Source organism: Prevotella conceptionensis 9403948, from assembly GCF_000312305.1.
Classification (GTDB): Bacteria; Bacteroidota; Bacteroidia; order Bacteroidales; family Bacteroidaceae; genus Prevotella; species Prevotella conceptionensis.
Genome location: NZ_HE999448.1, coordinates 313,638 through 330,108, shown reverse-complemented (window position 1 = coordinate 330,108; position 16,471 = coordinate 313,638). Strand labels below are relative to the sequence as shown.

9 protein-coding genes and 1 pseudogene are annotated in these 16,471 nt (G+C 45.3%); 5 read left to right on the top strand and 5 right to left on the bottom strand.

The window, feature by feature from the left end:
- Positions 1–2,478 precede the first annotated feature (2,478 nt).
- From recG to BN93_RS10625, 3 genes and pseudogenes are all read right to left on the bottom strand, one after another.
- Positions 2,479–4,581: pseudogene (gene recG / locus BN93_RS10635) on the bottom strand (ATP-dependent DNA helicase RecG); the annotation flags it as partial.
- Positions 4,582–4,638: 57 nt separating this feature from the next.
- Positions 4,639–5,331, bottom strand: coding sequence for a 2-C-methyl-D-erythritol 4-phosphate cytidylyltransferase (locus tag BN93_RS10630; RefSeq protein WP_019188312.1), 693 nt, complete (start codon positions 5,329–5,331; stop codon positions 4,639–4,641).
- 12 nt (positions 5,332–5,343) lie between these two features.
- The gene (locus BN93_RS10625) at positions 5,344–5,913 is read right to left on the bottom strand and encodes a DJ-1 family glyoxalase III (RefSeq protein WP_019188311.1); all 570 of its coding nucleotides are present in this window, start codon (positions 5,911–5,913) and stop codon (positions 5,344–5,346) included.
- Positions 5,914–6,170: 257 nt separating this feature from the next.
- On the opposite strand from BN93_RS10625, the gene BN93_RS10620 reads away from it, so the two are divergent.
- The 5 genes from BN93_RS10620 (at position 6,171) to BN93_RS10600 (ending at position 14,189) form a co-directional block, all read left to right on the top strand.
- Positions 6,171–8,219, top strand: a complete 2,049-nt coding sequence (locus BN93_RS10620) for an McrB family protein (protein WP_019188310.1) — start codon at positions 6,171–6,173, stop codon at positions 8,217–8,219.
- On the top strand, positions 8,216–9,529 hold the full coding sequence (locus BN93_RS10615) for a 5-methylcytosine restriction system specificity protein McrC (protein ID WP_019188309.1): 1,314 nt from the start codon (positions 8,216–8,218) through the stop codon (positions 9,527–9,529). The genes BN93_RS10620 and BN93_RS10615 overlap by 4 nt, the downstream gene beginning before the upstream one ends.
- Before the next feature lie 90 nt (positions 9,530–9,619).
- Entirely contained in the window at positions 9,620–10,207 is a 588-nt protein-coding gene (locus BN93_RS10610) for a hypothetical protein (protein ID WP_019188308.1), read from the top strand.
- A 294-nt stretch (positions 10,208–10,501) separates the two neighbouring features.
- Positions 10,502–12,916 (top strand): DUF3160 domain-containing protein, encoded by a 2,415-nt coding sequence (locus BN93_RS10605; RefSeq protein ID WP_044260525.1) that lies wholly within the window; start codon positions 10,502–10,504, stop codon positions 12,914–12,916.
- Between the two features lie 286 nt (positions 12,917–13,202).
- Positions 13,203–14,189: a CapA family protein gene (locus BN93_RS10600; protein ID WP_019188306.1), complete on the top strand. Its 987-nt coding sequence runs from the start codon at positions 13,203–13,205 to the stop codon at positions 14,187–14,189.
- Positions 14,190–14,496: 307 nt separating this feature from the next.
- Here BN93_RS10600 and BN93_RS10595 read toward each other — a convergent pair whose 3' ends face one another.
- A complete protein-coding gene (locus tag BN93_RS10595) occupies positions 14,497–15,228 on the bottom strand; it encodes a hypothetical protein (RefSeq protein WP_044260464.1) in 732 nt (243 codons plus the stop codon).
- Positions 15,229–16,235: 1,007 nt separating this feature from the next.
- Positions 16,236–16,471, bottom strand: a 236-nt coding sequence (locus BN93_RS18665) for a hypothetical protein (RefSeq protein ID WP_232211164.1), incomplete at its 5' end; no start/stop codon positions are given.

Genomic DNA, 16,471 nt, shown 5'->3' with positions numbered 1-16,471 from the left:
TGCTTTATCTATAAAGATAAAGAACAACGCTAAAAGTTTTATGCCTTGCGGCATTATCCCATCAGGACGAGCACCCAAATCTATCGTAGTTCCACTCACCTGTACCGGTTACCCACATCTTTAATAATTAAAGACTATCTTAACAATAAAGACCTAGGAGAACCGACGGTTCTTAATGTTCTACCCAAACGCGCTCATCCCATAAAAAGACAAGCACGTCTGCTCTTGTACTACTACTGTCTATGTAAATCTTTCAATGAACTCTTTTTCAATCGCCCCAAAGAACTTCGTTCCCGAAAGCGGATGCAAAGGTAGGGCTTTTTTAAATACCACGCAAGCCTTTTTAAGAAAAATATCGAACCATAATGCAAGTTTTTGAGTTTCTTTACACATTGATAACATAATAGGGATGTACTCCTTATTAATATATAAGCGGGCAAGTTTGTGAGTTGATGAGTTTGTGAGTTTGTGGGTTTGTGAGTTGATATGGTCATAAGGAGGTGAGGTCGGGAGTTGGTAAGCTTATGAGTTTGTAAAGCTATAATGCCGTTTTGAGCTTTTAATCTTTCAATAAATTGAGAGAAGTTTGTTATCTTAGTAGCACCAACACAAGATAAACACTACTCATCATGTGCGAAGTGAGGTTTCAATCAACTCACCGGCTTATAGACTCACGAAAGCCCAACACCTCCCAAACGCATCAACTCACCAAACTATAAACTCACAACCCAACAACTCACGACTTATAAACTCATCACCTCGTCTGTTCACTAGCTCACGCACCCATCAACACACAAACTAATAAACTCATCAACTAATAAACCCATCAGCTCAAAAGCTTAAATTGTTATTTTATTTTTACAAACCCACTCTAATTTTCACTCCGTTCTAGAGAAAATACAGGTCCAAAAGTAGGTAAAAAACCAATATTCCTGACCTTTCACACCTTTTGTTTTGTCTGTTTTTAAGAACAAAACCTGCATTTTGCACCATTTAGCCTTTCTAGATTGGTTGCCAACTCATTATTATTGTTGCCCAAAAACTCGCTTTTAGCACCTAAAAAAACACTTTTTAACGACTATTTTGCCCCTTCGAGCCATTAAAAACATAGTTCGAAAGGGTTTTATTTATACCATTTCAGCGGATGTTTATGCAAATCATTTCGCATTTAGCAGCATTTTTCACTGCATTCTGCACCATTTTACCTCGCGTTTAGCACCAAAATGCACTGCATTTAGCACCAAAACGCACTGCGTTTAGCAGCATATTGCACCGCGTTTAGCACCAAAACGCACTGCATTTTGCTGCAAATAGCCCGAAAACGGGTGTTAATGGCGGTGTTTTTAAATAAAAATTCATTTTGCCGACATTTAGAATTACCTCTTTTTAGCATCGAAACAAACCTTCGCGAGAATCGATTTTTTGCGGCAAGGAGGGAGATTGGTGGACAAAAAGGGCACTCTCAATGTTAAATTTCCTACCGAAAAGTTGACAAGAAATCAAGTTGACGAGTTGACAAGTTAACAAGAGGGCAAGTGAACTTGTGAACAAGTTAATCGTTCTTTTCTCGTTTTCTAAAAGTACGTTTTCTCGCCATGACAATGTTCGAGCAAGCTCGACATTGTTCATCTGGCTTAACGAAAACGTTCATCTCTTCGTGTGTTGGCATAAATACGCCCATTTTTGACATAAGAACATAAGGAACATAAACCTAAATCGGCTGCTAGAAAAATGTGCTTTCATTTTGCCTAAGAAAACACTGAACACGCGCAAGCAGTTAAATCGCAGGTTGTATTTCAAATATCAGAGGAAGATTTCCCTAACACTTTGCTTTTGAAAATTCGTAAAGACCGATTTCGGATAAAGAAGTCATCTCGACTTTTTCCTCATTGTGTGCCGCTGGAAAGATTGTTTCAACTTGTAGAGAATGCACTGAACAACCTTCAAAAGGTTATTTTTTCGAGGCCCAACCACGTTTTGACACTGGCAAAAGCGGTACTACACCGGTTATTATCGTAGTTTTATCCAGCACTTCGTACGTGAGAAGCGTGTTTATCTTGGTTTTACTGCACAAAGATATTAAACTCCTTTCAAGTTATAGAAATATCGCCCGCCAATCGGTTGTTTAGACCGCTTATCAAATATTTTAGGTTGTTTCCATCGTTTCTTGTTCATTTTTCATTTGCTTGTCGGCATCTTGTCTGTCTTATTCTCTCGGCGTAGTCCGCTATATCTTCAAGGATAAGACAGTCAATATGCTCACCAATACACAAAATCTGAGCAAACACTAACGACCGATTGGGGTTAAAAGTCAAGACGATTTCTATACACATACATAAACTGAGATTATATATGTTTTGGTTCAGAAACCAATAAAGCCCAAAGTTTGAACAGGTAACACAAACGCCAACAGCCATGCAACAAAGATGTATGGCATGGCGTAAAACCCTCGCGGCGATACCCTCCTATGGGGCGCAGTTAGCTTATCGCCGCCCAATCAATATTTGTTTTGCGCAATTCTTTCAGCCTATTCCACAGCATAGCATGTTCGGGAAGGTTGCAATCGGGATCGCGTTCGATGATTTTTTGAGCCTCATCGCGAGCCAATTGCACCAATGCACCATCGCGAGCGATGTTCGCTATTTTAAGGTCGAAAGCCATACCGCTTTGTTGCGTGCCTTCAAGGTCGCCAGGACCGCGCAGTTTTAAGTCGGCCTCGGCAATACGAAAGCCATCGTTGGTTTCGCACATAATGTCGATACGCTTGCGCGTTTCGGCAGAAAGGGCGTGATTGGTAACAAGTATGCAATAACTTTGGTCGGCTCCGCGCCCCACCCTACCGCGCAATTGGTGCAATTGCGACAAGCCAAACCGTTGCGCATCGAGTATCACCATCACCGAGGCGTTGGGCACATTCACCCCCACTTCGATAACCGTTGTGGCCACCAATATCTGCGTTTCGCCACTGGCAAAGCGCGCCATCTCTGCCTCTTTCTCCTTCGACTTCATCTTTCCGTGTATCTTGCTCATCTTATACTCTGGAAAAATGTCGGTCAATGCCTCGTAACCTTCCTCCAAATTCTTTAAGTCGGTCTTCTCGCTCTCCTTTATTAGCGGATAAACGATATACACTTGGCGTCCTAACCCTACCTGCTGGCGTATGCCTGCATAGAGACTCGTGGTTTGATTATCGTACTTATGCAGCGTTTGTATGGGCTTTCGTCCAGGCGGAAGTTCGTCTATCACGCTCACATCCAAGTCGCCGTAGATGGTCATGGCCAACGTTCGCGGTATAGGTGTCGCCGTCATCACCAGCACATGCGGTGGATTGTCGTTCTTACCCCATAGCTTGGCGCGTTGTTTCACGCCAAAACGGTGCTGTTCGTCTACCACGGCAAGCCCCAAATGGGCAAATTGCACGGTGTCTTCTAGCAGGGCATGCGTGCCAACCAGTATGTGTAGCTGTCCCGATGCAAGCCTTTGCAGCACGTCGGCACGGCGTTTGCCCTTAACGATGCCCGTTAGCAGCTCGGCCGTTACGCCCGTTCCCTGCAACATTTGCTGCACGGTAGCAAGGTGTTGTTCGGCTAATATCTCGGTGGGAGCCATGATGCACGCCTGAAAGCCATTGTCTACGGCAATGAGCATGGACATTAACGCCACGAGGGTTTTACCCGAACCCACGTCGCCTTGTAACAAACGGTTCATCTGTCGGCCGCTATCCATGTCCTTACGTATCTCGTGCATCACGCGTTTTTGTGCGCCCGTAAGCTCGAAAGGCAGGTTGTTGTGGTAAAAGCTGTTGAAGAATTGGCCAATCTTAGAGAAATTGTAGCCGCGATATTTGCGCCGATGGAAGTTGGCATAGCGCAAGATGTTGAGCTGAACATAAAACAACTCTTCGAACTTTAAGCGCATTTGGGCACGCTGCAACTCATCGGTGTTATGGGGATAATGCACGCCGCGCATGGCTTGGTCGCGCGAAACAAGGTGCAGGGCATTAGTGATGAAAGGCGGAAGCGTCTCGGCCAGCGGTGCTTGCATCTGTTCGAGCAAGCCTTTGGTGAGCCTTTCCACCGCACGCGACGTTATGCCCGCCTTCTTCATTCGTTCGGTTGTGCCGTAGTGTGGCTGCATACCCATCTCGGCAAGTTTTAGTTCAGTGGCCTCGTCTATATCGGGATGGGCAAACTGATAACGCCCTCCGTACGCGCTAGGCTTACCAAACACGATGTATTCTACCCCCACTTTGTAGGTGCTTAGCACATATTTGGCCCCTTGAAACCAAACCAAGTCGGCCACGTTCCACCCATCGGTGAAGTGGGCCACGATGCGTTTCTTGCGCGGTCCCATGTCAAACTCCTCAAAGCTCAGTATGTGTCCCTTCACCTGCACGTAAGGCATATCGCCCTGCAATTGGGCAATTCGGTAGATTTGTGTTCGGTCAACGTATTTGTAGGGATAGTATTCAAGTAGGTCGCCAAAGGTGTTGATGTTGAGTTCTTTACTCAAAATCTCTTTCTTTCGCGGACCAACGCCCGCCAGATACATGATGTCTTGGTCTAGAATAGAGTGCATTGTGGGATTACGTTTGTTGTGGCAAGAGGCTAGGCAATGCGTTTTTACATGCGCGTTTGCCTAGTTTAAGCCGTGTAGAGAGGAGAGAGCCAACAGGCGTTCGCACACATCGAGGTCGAAGGGCGTGGTTATCTTGATGTTCTCCTTGTTGCCCTCAACCATTGTTATCTGCATGCCGAGTGCCTCAACCACCGATGCGTCGTCGGTAAAATCCGAGCAATAAGGTTGCTGGTAGGCGCGTTTAAGCAATTGCAAGTCGAAGGTTTGCGGTGTCTGCACCAGTCGATAGGCATCGCGGTTCACGGTTTGGCTAGTGCCATCGGGCATCACTTGGCGCAATGTTTCTACCACAGGCGCTACGGGTATCACGGCTTTGGCTTGTTGTGCCACGCCGAAACATCGCTCAACAACTTCTGCCGACACCATCGGGCGCACGCCATCGTGTACCGCCACCACGCCTTGGGCATCGCTGGGGATGAGAGCCAAGCCATTGCGAACCGACTCGAAACGCGTTGTTCCACCGTCGGCCAAGAGGTAAGGCAGGTTAAAGTTGTGCGTTCGGCATAACTCGCGCCAATATGTTTGCTGGTCGCGTGGCAACACCAATACCATTTGCAGCTGCGCATCGAAACGATAAAAGCACTCCATTGTGCGCATCAACACGGGTTCTCCGCCAAGCAGAAGAAACTGCTTAGGCACGTCGGCACCCATGCGCAGGCCCTTTCCGCCTGCTACGACGATAACATAATTCATCGCGTGCAGCGGTTAAAGGCGTTCGGCCATAAGGTGTTTGTAACGCATGGCCACTTCTATTTCGTCGGCCTTATCGCGGTCAACCAACAGCGCAAGCAACGTGTAAGCGTAAGGAAGAGCGGCGGCAGGACCTTCGCCCGTTATGATATTGCCGTCAACTGTCACCAACTCGGCCGTATATTCTGCACCATGCAAGGTGTGTTCTACGCCCGGATAGCAAGTGGCGCGCTTGCCTTGCAGCAAGCCCATAGTGCCTAAGACCATAGGTGCAGCACAGATAGCGCCAATCTTTCGGCCCGTTTCAACCTGACGGCGAAGTACTTCTGCTAGTCCTTTATGTTCTTTTAGATGGGTTGAACCTGGCATTCCGCCAGGCAATAGCAAGAGGTCGGCATCGTCGAAGTTGGCGTTTTCGAACAGCATGTCGGCCTTAACGCACACGCCATTGGCCGATTCCACCATCTCGCGCCCCATAACGCTCACGGTTTTCACGTCCAATCCGCCTCGGCGCAGGATGTCTACGGGAGCCAACGCCTCGATGTCTTCAAATCCGTCGGCCATAAATTGATACACTTTTGCCATATTCTAAATTTGGTTTATCGTTATTATCGTTACTGCAAAAATAGCCATTTTCGGCGTAAGCATGGCAAACAACACGTATTTTTAATGCCCAACGCCACACTTTTTAGCGTTTTTGGCAAGCAAATTGTGGTAATAACGCTAATTTTGTGGGCGACATTTAACAAACATATACTAAAAAACTAGGCGATAAATAAGAACGACAAACCAGTACAACACATATCGCCTTTATAAATTGAACCAATTTTATATAGCAGAGTATGGAACTTAACACATTACGCGAAACAGTAAACACCAATGGCGAATACAGTTGTGGAGACATCGGCGTGTCTGCCTCTGAATGGCTCGAGCTATTAAAACAACCCGAAGCAAGGAAGTATCACGAGGCCTTATTCTGCTTTTTACGTGAACCAAATCAAAAAGGTTCATGCACATCAGTGGCACAAAAGTATGGGAAAAGTCTGAATTATTATAACGGCAACGTAAAAGGCTTCTCGCAATGGGTGCAAAAACGACTAAACAGATTTCGTGTAATTGGGATTAAAGGCAGCGAAACATTCTGGCCCATCGCGATGGAAAAGGGCTGGCAAACCAAGAAAGAGTTTCTTTGGTTACTGCGCACCGAACTGACAGAAGCACTTAGAGACTTGCTGATGGAGCACCTTATCGAGGAATTTCGCAAACGTAAGCCCTTTTATGGCTACGAGGAAAGCTACAAATGGCAATTGCTTGACAACACAGAAGGGAAAGATGCGCTAGGCATTATCAGGGCACTAAAAGGGAAGAATATTGTTGCCAATGCCTACGTTGACCCCGTTTTTAACAAACTCAACAAAGAAAAGCCTAGCGAACTGATTGTATGCGGAGAGCATTTGCTTGACGAAACCATACCAATAGACAAACGTATAGCACGCTTTAAACAAGAAATGCAAGACCTTGGGCATGAAGACTGGAAGAACTTTGCCAACGATGAGCGCACGGCATCTGCCATCTTAACTTGCGCTTACCCCGAAAAATACACGTTTTACAAATGGGAAGTGTACAAAAAGCTCTGTGAATACTTCGGCTACGACATCAATAAAAAAGGCACGAACTTCGGTAACTTCATGGAAATAATAAACAATCTCGTAGCAAAATATGGTGAAACGGTTCAACAAATCATGCTTAGCGAGATAGACAGGTATAAAAACAAACCCCTTAACCTTGCCATTCAAACATTATTTTGGTGCTTGAAAGACTTCATGCTCAAAGAAATGGACGCAGCAAAACAACACACATCCCAAACCAGCGCTAACGAAGGTACAGACTATTCACGTTTCGACAAGGGCGTAATTACATGGAAAAGACACAAGAACATCGTGCTTTATGGTGCGCCAGGAACAGGAAAAACCCACAGCATACCCGAATATGTCGTGAGACTTTGCTGCCCCACATTCAATGCCAACCATGCAGAGCGCAGCCAAATTGTGGCAATATACAATCAACTTAAAGAGGAAGGGCGCATCGCATTCACAACCTTTCACCAGTCAATGGACTATGAAGACTGGGTGGAAGGCCTTCGTCCCGTGGTTACCGACAACAACCAAGTGGGCTACAACATAGAATCAGGCATATTTAAACGTCTCTGCGAAAAAGCAAACGACACCAATACGCAAGAAGAGTCGATGCAAAATGATTTCTCCCAAAATAGTTCTACACTGCCTGATGGTGAAAATTCATCCAAGCCTTACATCATGGTTATCGACGAAATTAATCGTGGAAATGTGTCGAAAATATTTGGAGAGCTCTTGACGTTGTTGGAAGCTGACAAGCGTAAAGGTAACCCGAACGCAGAGAAAGTGGTGCTACCTTACTCGAAAGAGGCCTTTGAAGTGCCAGCCAACGTGTTTGTTATCGCAACAATGAACACTGCCGACCGTTCGTTGGGTGCATTAGACTACGCCATTAGGCGACGTTTCGCCTTCATTGCAGAAAGACCTTACGCCCTAGATAACGAAGGGTTTGACCGCGACTTATTCAAGGAAGTGAGCCAACTCTTTATCAACAACTTCGACGAATACGAGAAAAGCAATTTCGATTCTACGTTTAAGCTGCAAGCGGCAGACACACTTTCGGCCGATTATAAGCCTGAGGAGGTGTGGATTGGCCACAGTTATTTCTTGATGCACGATGAAAATGGCGAAGTTTTCACCAACGACCGCATACTATATGAAATAATACCGCTCTTGGAAGAGTACATACGAGACGGCATTCTAACTACAGACGCGCAAGCAACGATAGATGAACTATACGACAGGGCTATAAAATGACGACAGTGTTACAACTCAACGAGCAGCTGAAGGAGGACGCTCTTCTCAACCAAAGCTATGCCGAGGCTTTGTTGCCATACATAGCGGATGGTGGAGAAAAAGAGTTCAAGGTAAGTGATGACAAGCAAGACGCTGACTTCTACCTTAAACTTAGGCGTAAGGGTAACGACATTCTTGCCACGGGTTCTTACTTCGTAGGGGTGGATTGGGTGAAAGAAAACGAGCTCGCGATACAGGTTAGTCCGAAGATGAACAGCGATTTCGAGATAGATTATGTGCGAATGCTTAACGAGGCACTCTGTGATAAGGAAAACCTGAACCATCTGCAACAACTCGTAACAATATCTTTTCACAAGCCCGCAATACCAATTAGCCAGCAGCAAGACTTGTTAAGCATCTTCCTTATTACCGAATATCTTAGCGTTTTAAGGCGAATAGCGACCAAAGGTCTGCGAAAAAGCTACTACATGGTTGAAGAAAATCTCAACAATAAGATAAAAGGGCGATGTCTTGTGGCACGTAACGTGAAACAAAACCTTAGCAAAGGGCGCGTAACAAACAACTTTTGTCGTTACCAAGTATATGGCGTCGACTCGTGCGAGAACCGCATCCTTAAACGCGCTTTGAGGTTTTGTGCCAAACAATTAGAGGTTTATAGGCATGCCTTCGACACTTCCACACTCGACAACATTATCCGTTTTGTAAAACCACACTTCGATAACGTGGGTGAAGAAGTTACCACAAAGGCCATACAAACATTTAAAGGTAACCCAATTTTTAAAGAACATAGCACAGCCGTAGAACTTGCCCAACTTCTAATTCGCCGTTACAGCTACGACATTACCCTTGCTGGCAACCACCAAATAACAACTCCACCGTTCTGGATAGATATGAGCAAACTGTTCGAATTGTATGTGTTTCGCCATCTTAGGTTGGTATTTACAGGCAAAAACGAAGTTTGTTATCATCCCAAGGCACATCGTCAAGAGCTCGATTATCTGTTAAAGCCTTGCCATTGGCCCGAACCTTACGTTGTTGACGCCAAATACAAACCACGTTATAAGGGCATGACAGGCATAGACAAGGATGACGCAAGGCAGGTGGCTGGTTACGCAAGACTGCAGAAGATATACGACATGTTGAAGCTAGATGCCGAAAATGCACTGCCTATCAAGTGCCTCATCGTCTATCCCGACCAAGAACAACAAGAGCGTTTCGCATTTACAAACATAGAAGAACCAACGTTCGAAAAAGTGAAAGATTACATAAGGTTCTACAAAATAGGGATTAGACTACCCGTAATTCAATGAAATTCATCTCCAAAGGCATAACTAAAAACCTCAACAAACGCCCCAAAAGATTTGCCACATTCGAAAGAATGTCTTATTTTTGCAATACGAATGGGTGTGAAGGGAATGAGCATCGCCTACGAAAACAATGCAAAGGCCACAGCCCAACCCCACTTTTCCCACCCCAACACAACGATGACGAACGCTTTGAAAACATACGGATGGCTCGCAATAGCGGCATTGTGGTCCACGGGAAACCTTGCGGCACAGACTTTCAGCATCGAGACGGTGAACGATAGTCTGAACTATCTCACGCTGAAAACCGACTCGACAACCGACAAATGGCCGCTACCCTACCCCGTTTACCGATTAGAAACGGCCGACGTAAACGGCGATGGACGGACAGAAGCGTTGGTGGGCGTGATTAAAAGCACCCGTTTCTATCCGCAAAAAGGCCGCAGGCTCTTTGTTTTTAAGAACTACAAAAACCGTGTTCGCGCCATGTGGATGGGCTCAAAGCTAGGCGGAATACTGCAAGATTTCCGCTTTGTGGATGGTGTTGTACGAAGTCTTGAAACCACTACTAAGGGGCAGTACGTGGTGGCCGAATACCGTTGGCAGGGTTTTGGGTTCGAATTCGTAAGGTTCTTAGCAGTGAAGGTGGGCCGAGAAGAGGCGTTGAAATCGTTTAGCCAATAGCTATTCGCGAAAAAAGAAACACCAAACAAACCGCACGACACAGACATATAAAACAAGGATAAAGGCTGCATGTGCCATACAAATGCCAACAAGCACGATGGCACACCTTAATATATAGGGCGATAAGTGCGCCCGAAAACAATAGAAACAACCACTTTGGGGCAGAGCGGGCAAGTAAAACGAGCACTAACCGCCGCCATCTGCCCCTCGTCAAGTAACAATTAAATTCCAAATCCGATGTGCACATGGCCACAACAAGGCCCCAACACGCACATCATAAACATTAATTATCAAATGAAAAGAACCCTACTACTAATCGCATTCGCCGCCATAGGGGCGTTACTCTATGCCGACAACAACCCCAAGCCTGTGATTTTACCTGGTAAGGGCAAACTGAATGTGGAGAGTTTCAACAAAGAAGTGAACCTCAAAACCAACCTCTCGAAACTGTCGCTGGCCGAACTGCGCGTGCTTAAAAACGCATTTAAGGCGCGCGAAGGATTTATATTTAAAGAAGCCGACCTGCGCGGCATTTACGCACAAACATCGTGGTACGACTCGTTGATGTGGTTACGCTCGGACAACGAGAACGAACCGCTAGACGATAGCAACCCTAACGACTGGGGACAAAGGCAACCTAAACTTAGCAAAGCCGAACAAGACTTCCTCAAAAAGATTGAACAGCAAGAGAACAAAATCCTCAACAGTAAGCACAAACTGCCCAAAGGACAGATTGTTAACCTCGACCTGCTGCTCAATCCCTACCAATTAGACGACTTCGACCCCAAACTGCAAAATGCCATCAGCCGCAATGGGTTTGCCATTGTGCCAGACAACTTGCAGCAATTGTTCCATGTTTACGAGAAGAACGACTACTCCAACTTCCCCAGTTTCGTAACCACCGACCTTTACTTGCAGCTTTTCCACTTCTATTTTGACAACATTCTGCGCGATGCCGAAGAGAAAAAGCTCGATGCACTGGTGAAAGTGTTCTCGCAAGGCATGTTTAATCGCATGACCAAACTCGTAACCACGCCCTCAACAGGTAAGCAAACCAAGGCGGCCGCAGCCTTCTGCCAAGCCTATTTTGCCGTGGCATTGGCACTTACAACGGGCAAAACGCCTGCTGGGGTGAGTGCCGCCTACAAGTCGCAAGTGGCATCCGAGATTAAGAAGGTGATGAATTCAGAAAACGCCCTCTCCCCTTTCTTGGGCTATACAGAGGTGAAATATCCCTATTCCCTTTATCGGCCACGCGGCCATTACAGCCGTTCCGAACGCATCAAGCGATATTTCCGCACCATGATGTGGCTACAAAGCGTGCCCTTTGGCACCGACAAGCCCGACCAACTGAAACGTGCTTTGCTCATTGCCCACACCATTGGCAGCGACCCACAGATAAAACGCGCCTACAACGCTCTCTTCGAGCCCATCACTTTCCTCTTCGGCGAGCCCGACAACATCACCGTCATGCAGGTTTACGACCTGATGAAGGGCCAAACGCCAGAGAAAATATTCACCAATGGGAATCTGATGGCAGACATGGCCAAACGCATTGACGAGGTGGGAGAGAAACAAACGCGCATCCGTCCCAAGTTCGAATTAACCTCACGCAACAAGATTAACCTCATGCCGCAACGCTATATGCCCGATGCAGAGGTGCTAAACGAGATGATTGACGCCACAAACAATGTCACCAAACGCGACGTTCCAAGTGGACTCGACGTGTTTGCGGCCATTGGTTGCTCGGCTGCCGAACGCATTTTATTGAAAGAACTGCAAGAGGATAAACGCTGGGAAGGCTTTGTGCCTACGCTCCAAACCATGAAACTACGCATGTCGGAGATTGCTTGGACCACCACCGTGGCCAACAGATGGGTGGATGCCTTGGCCGAAATGAACAAACCCGTGGCTGGCGCACCTTACTTTATGCTCACGCCACAATGGGAAAAGAAAAACCTGAACACGGCGCTAGCCTCGTGGGCTGAGCTGAAACACGATGCCATTCTATACGCCAAGCAACCTATGGGAGCCGAATGCGGTTCTGGCGGCCCACCCGATCCCATCGTGAAAGGCTATGTTGAGCCCAACATTCCCTTCTGGAAGAAGGCTGTAGAGCTGGTTTCGCAAATTGAAAGGGTGTTCAAACAATATAAGTTAAACACGCCTAAGATGGACGCTTCCACGGCTAGCGTGAAGGAAACAGCCGAATTTCTGCTACAAGTGAGCCAGAAAGAGCTATCGCCAAACCCCATCCTTACCGACGAGGAATATAACGCCATCGAAATCATAGGCTCTACGATAGAAAACATTTCGCTTGACCTTGTTAGACAAGACGACCAATATCTTGACGGCTGGGACAACGTGGAAGGTGCCGACAAGAGTGTGGCTGTAATAGCCGACGTATATACCGCCAACGCCCCGAACAACCCTAACCACTCCATTCTATACGAGGGAACAGGGCCTGCCTATACCATCTACGTGGCTGTGCCCATTGGCAACGAGCTCTATTTGATGCGCGGTGCAGTGCTGTCTTATCGCGAACTAAAACAGTCTACCGACCAACAGCGGCTCACCGACGAGGAATGGCAAGAGAAACTCAAAGCCAAACCTTATCTGGGCGTGCCTAAATGGATGGACGAAATTATGGTTCCGCTAGACAATCTGCCGAAAGATAATGAAGAAGTGTTTTATAGTTCGGGATGTTAAGGTGAGGAGTTAAGGAGTTAAGGAGTTAAAGTAGTAAGGAGTAAGGAGTATGTAGTAAGGAGTATGTAGTAAGGAGTAAAGAGTAAGCGGTAAGCGATAAAGCCAAATGCCTATCTGCGCTATGGCATACTCTTTTACTCATCAACTCATCAACTCACTAACTCAATTAAACTCACTAACTCATAAACTCAATTAAACTCATAAACTCACAAACTTCCCAACACAATACATGACCACAAAACCCGCTCAACATCCAAGAAACGCGCCCCATACATCCTTCCATGCTATGGGGTGCGCATTCTTTTCTCATGCCGCGGCCTATTGTCGCGGCGTGGTTCTTGTCTTATGCCTTACCTTTGTGTGCACGGAAAGTATATGGGCGCAGAAGGCCGACACACTATCCGTGGTGTTTACAGGTGACGTATTGCTCGATCGCGGCGTGCGCAAGCGCATCGAATACTTAGGTTTAAGCAATCTCGTTGGGCCAAAACTACAACAAATCTTCAACCAATCGCATTTCGTTGTGGGCAATCTAGAATGCCCGGCAACCAAAATTAACCAACCTGTTTTTAAGCGTTTCGTGTTCAGGGGCGAACCCGAATGGCTCACCATGCTGGCCAAACATGGTTTCACCCACCTCAACTTGGCCAACAACCACAGCATTGACCAAGGACGTGACGCGCTGTTAGACACACGCAAGAACATCGAACAAGCGGGCATCATCCACTTTGGGGCAGGCCGTAACATGACCGAAGCCGCCCAACCCCTATTGCTGACCACCCATCCACGCCCCGTTTACATCCTCGCCTCCTTGCGGTTGCCACTCGAAAACTTCGCTTATCTGCCCGCCAAGCCCTGCGTTAGTCAAGAACCACTAGACACACTGGCGGCACGCATCAAGCGTTTACGCCATAACGAGCCTAACGCCTACATCGTTGTAAGCCTACATTGGGGCATCGAACACCAGCTAACGCCCACTGCTCAGCAGCGTAGGCAAGCGCGCCTACTGATAAACGCAGGTGCCAACATCCTTGTTTGCCACCACACCCACACGCTACAATCCATCGAACAATATAAGGGTTGCCCCATTTATTACAGCATCGGCAACTTTATTTTCGACCAAACCAAACCCATCAACACCCGTGCCTGCGTGGTTAGGGTGGTACTTACAGCAAACGAAGCACAGGTTGAAACCATTCCGATAGAAATAAACGGATGTGTGCCAGAAGTGTATCAGTTGACGAGTTTACCGGTTAACCAGTTGACGAATTAACCAGTTGACGAGTTAACCACATACGCTTACTACTGCCAGCACGAACGGTTGCAAGTCATGCTGCTCACGGTCAACGGAGACAGCAAAATGGGAACGCAGAAGTAATCTGTCATTGACAGGCCGTTTTCAGCTTATGGATAATACATTGAATAACTTCCGCCTAGTCACTTTTTGATACATAACTACGTTTTTTCGCAGACAATTGGAGTAGAATTTTGGATTTTATCGTATCTTCTTCCAATACTTTGTGCATGAACAGAGTGTTTATCTTGGCTTTACAGCACAAAGACAATAGACTCCTTTGGGTTTATTGGTTAACGCGATTTTCTTTTAACTCCCCATCATAATCCTTACAATCTAGAATAAGATTATGATGGAGAGATTTTATACGCTTGAGTTTCAATGAAGTTGATTTAGAAAAACCATTGTTATACGTTATTATAACGTATCGAGAATTGGCATTTTTAATATATACACTGTGCCAAAAATATGTATCTTGCATATTACTTGCCAATTGACGGATGTTTATCTTGTGTATATGAGAATTCTTTAAATCTAATATATAAATAGTCCCATCATCCTGATTATTATTAATCTGAAGACATAACAATAGCTCCTCTTTCATATGGTAAGCCATTCTATTTTGCATATTCTCTCCACATAAGATAAGACATTTACCATGAAAAAAATCAATGCCTGTTTTTTTGTTGTACAACTCTATCCCCTGTATACTATTTGCTATGAAATAGGTTATGCAGAAATAATTTGTAAAATCTATCCCCTCATAACGAGAATTATATTTTCTCCACAAAACAGTGTCATTCATGTATATCTGATTTTCGGTGATGATATTCTTCATAGAATTACCATTCTTCAAAAAGAAATACAATAAGGAATCTCCTTTTTGGTTTGTAATGTTCAATTCATAGCCTTTTTTCAGCATATAATTCTCTTCTATTTTATTTTGTGCATATATACTTATTGGCATGAAAAATAAAAAGGAGAGAGAATATAATATGTATATATTTTTTCTTTTCATCCTTAATTCCGCAACTAAATACGTAATTTATTGTTAATACATTTTATAAGCCTTTGATGAACAATAAGTTCCTCGGACATTTGCTATCAGTAGAATTTTCACTAACTGTATGGTACGAAAATATCGTAAATTTCTACGTAGCATCACAAAGATAGCAATAAAATATGAGAACAGCGTCCCTTATGGTGGTGTTTTTAATGTGATGAACGGATTGGAACAGTTGCGGAATCAAGAAAACTCAAAAACTTAAATTGTTATTTTTTATTTTACAACACCGCACCAAATTTCACTCCGTTCTAGCGAAAATATAGGCTGTAAAGTAGGTAATTTGCCACTATTTCTTGCCTTTCACACCTTTTGCTTTGTCTATTTTCAAGAAAACAACCTGCATTTTGCACCATTTTGCCTTTCTAGTTTGGTTGCCATCTCATAATTTTTTATGCCCAATTACCCGCTTTTAGCCCCTAAAAACCCACATTTTAATAACGATTTCGCCCTTTTCCACCACGTTTTCATAGCTCGGAAGGGTTTTGTTTATACCATTTGCGGCGGATATTTATGCTTTTCGGCTCGCATTTAGCAGCATTTTACCTTGCGTTTAGCACCAAAACGCACTGCATTTTGCACCAAAACGCATTGCATTTAGCACCAAAACGCACTGCATTTAGCGGCATATTGCACTGCATTTAGCACCAAAACGCACTTCATTTTACTACAAATCACCCAAAAATGGGTGTTGGTGGCTGTCGGTTTAAATAAAAATTCATTTTGCCTGCATGCACAACTGCTCCCTCTTGGCACCAAAACAAACCTTCGCGAGAATCGATTTTTTGCGGCAAGGTGGGCGGTTGGTGGACAAAAAGGGTACTTTTTGTGTTAAATTTCTTGCTGAAAAGATTACATTGGTTGACGAGTTGACGAGCTAACTGGTCAATAGGTAAACAGGCAAACTGGCCAACTGGCCAACCAGTTGACCAGTGGACAAGTTAATCGTTTATCGTTCGTGCTTAGACAAACACGTCCTTTCCGACATAAGAACATAAGAGACATAAAGTAGTCCTCTTTACTTTTCCCTCATTATGTGCCACAGGAAAGGTGCTTTCAACCTGTAAAGAATGTGTTGAAAAATCTCCCGCCAAGTCGACTTCTGAAACATAACCCCGTTTTACCACAGACGAATGGGACAGAATTTCAGGTTTCATCGTATCTTCGCCCAGTACTTTGCGCATGAACAGGATACTTA

Bases quoted from the DNA above. Each gene is read 5' to 3' on its own strand.
- BN93_RS10625 (WP_019188311.1), bottom strand. From the start codon at position 5,913: ATGGCAAAAGTGTATCAATTTATGGCCGACGGATTTGAAGACATCGAG.
- BN93_RS10605 (WP_044260525.1), top strand. From the start codon at position 10,502: ATGAAAAGAACCCTACTACTAATCGCATTCGCCGCCATAGGGGCGTTA.
- BN93_RS10600 (WP_019188306.1), top strand. From the start codon at position 13,203: ATGGGGTGCGCATTCTTTTCTCATGCCGCGGCCTATTGTCGCGGCGTG.
- BN93_RS10595 (WP_044260464.1), bottom strand. From the start codon at position 15,228: ATGAAAAGAAAAAATATATACATATTATATTCTCTCTCCTTTTTATTT.
- BN93_RS10630 (WP_019188312.1), bottom strand. From the start codon at position 5,331: ATGAATTATGTTATCGTCGTAGCAGGCGGAAAGGGCCTGCGCATGGGT.
- BN93_RS10620 (WP_019188310.1), top strand. From the start codon at position 6,171: ATGGAACTTAACACATTACGCGAAACAGTAAACACCAATGGCGAATAC.
- BN93_RS10610 (WP_019188308.1), top strand. From the start codon at position 9,620: ATGGGTGTGAAGGGAATGAGCATCGCCTACGAAAACAATGCAAAGGCC.
- BN93_RS10615 (WP_019188309.1), top strand. From the start codon at position 8,216: ATGACGACAGTGTTACAACTCAACGAGCAGCTGAAGGAGGACGCTCTT.